Origin of the sequence: Cupriavidus sp. UYPR2.512 (genome assembly GCF_000379565.1) — a bacterium.
Lineage (GTDB): Bacteria > Pseudomonadota > Gammaproteobacteria > Burkholderiales > Burkholderiaceae > Cupriavidus.
The window spans coordinates 1-2041 of sequence record NZ_KB903034.1; the positions used below are offsets into that span (position 1 = coordinate 1).

1 protein-coding gene and 1 pseudogene are annotated in these 2041 nt (G+C 62.2%); one reads left to right on the top strand and one right to left on the bottom strand.

The annotated features are described in order from the left end of the window. Positions 1 to 1035, bottom strand: a pseudogene (locus tag A3A5_RS38940) (hypothetical protein); the annotation flags it as partial. Positions 1036 to 1870: 835 nt separating this feature from the next. On the opposite strand from A3A5_RS38940, the gene A3A5_RS45735 reads away from it, so the two are divergent. Next, the coding region (locus A3A5_RS45735; protein ID WP_369797792.1) for a Tn3 family transposase at positions 1871 to 2041 on the top strand (171 nt) is incomplete at its 3' end.

Consider the following 2041-nt stretch of genomic DNA (forward strand, 5'->3'; position numbering starts at 1 on the left):
CCCGGCCAGGGCCCGCACCGCGACCCACGCTTCGGCCTCCTGCGGCCACTTGGACAGCGCATTCAGGGCCTCGGTCACGTCCTGTGCGTTCATCGACTTGCACAGCTTTTTGTCGATGGCGACCCGCCCGGCCAGGGGCCGCGCACCGTCGCGCGCGGCCGCCTCCTCCGGCCACTTCGAGAGGGCATTAAGCAGGCTTGAGATGTCCCGGCTGTTCAGCCTATCGATCTGGCCGTCCGTCCGAAGATGCCCGACAAGACGCACCACCGCTTCGAGGCACTTCCCGTGTTGCGCCGCCTTGGACAGCGCATTGCCCAGAATGGCCGCCTCCTTGGCTCGGAGCCCTTTCGCCGCGCCCCGCCTCAGCACTTGCGCTGCGATACGTTCCAGCGCCAGCCGGCAGATCTCACTGTCAGCATGCTTGCTCAGCTTGTTGGCGAGATAGGCGTAATGTGCAGCCGGCAGGTCCTCGCACCAGTCGGTGTCCACTACATAGTGCGCCGCCAGCTCCACAGCCTCACGAACTTTTCCGCCGCCTCCAAACCGGCCTTGCGGTATCTGCAGTTTCTGCAGATACCGATCCAGAAAACGCACGTTCTCGTCGGCGTACTCCGGGCACAGAAAGACCAGCGCGCGCCCGTAGCCATTACGCCGCGCCAGCACGTTATCCGCTGCCATGAGGAAACATCGTTGCGGAAAGCCATCATCCCGCCTTTCCCGTAAAAGCAGCTGTTGCTGCTCGCGCCGTTGCTCCACGACCTGCTGGCCCAACCCGTGTGGATATGTCAGGTATTCCGCCAGACACGGGCTGCGGCGCCGTATTTCATCCGGGCCGATGCGTGCCGTTGTACGCTCCCTGTCATCCAGCGCATCCTCCGGATCTCGCACCGTTCGCTGGCGCGATGGCCCCCCTGTCTGAGCCCGGGACTCCCACACACCGATTCCCGTCAGGACCGGCCGATCCTGATAACCGGGCTGGTTGTGCGTGCCCTGACGCGATGACGACGGCCCCGGCTGGCTCTGGCCGCCGGCCATCTTCCGCTCCTTGTCCTCATCGGGCCTCTCGCGCCGGGGCAAGTCGCGCAGGGGATACCCGGCGTTCTGTTCCCCTCCATGAAGCCTGGAGGAGAACGCCCGCTGCCGCTGAGCGCCCGGGTCAGGCTGCATCCTGCGCGCCTCACGACGTACTGCCAGCGGCGCCAACAGCATGTCAGGGGCCGTACCTGTGTGCCGACCCGCGGGTCCCTCTCGCCACGCCAGGGATCGTCTGGGTGCCGACTCCTCAACCCTTTCATTGCCACCGCCATCATCTGGACTTACCGGCCTGTCGATTTTCATTGCGGCATATCCAGGGATTTGCAGGGCGTTGTCACGTTATAAGAGCAATCGTCAATACGGGGTATGCGTGCGGGACGGCATGATCAGGCGGCCAGCGCTTGAGGAGCCGGAATGCTTTCAATCACCAGCATGGAGAATCGCCTCTTCCAACGGGAGCGTTGCCTGCATTCTTTGCATCCGGCTCAGAAAAGTTTAGGTTCGAGGGCACCGATCGCCGCATCCGCTGCGGGCAACTGGCCGCCAATAGCTCCATTGAGAGTGACGCCGTATCTTGCCGCCGATGTAAGGCGACGCGAAGTATTGCGCAACAATGCGAATCGTCGCCATTGAGGCGTCTAGCAGTAGCGACGGTGTCATCGGCAACTTGAAAGTCGTCGAGAGCTTGTAACGGACCGGGCTAGCAACCAGTTGTAAATTTCATTGTTGAGCCGAGATTTTTTTCGGAGAACCTTCGCAACGCCAGGCGACAACGTCTTTCGCAAAATTCGTTCCTTCTCCACTGGTTCTTCGGGCGAATTCTTCATGCCATCGCATCCGCAGTTGGAAGGATCTGAAGTGGTTTCGCCCGTCGCCCGACGACATGTATCAGCACATCGATTCGCTGTTCACCAAGGAAGCCGTGGACTGGGATCTGATCGCCTGCCACTTGCCGGACATGCTGCAGGTCGCACAGTCGATCCGCGCGGGGCGGATCTCGGCGTCG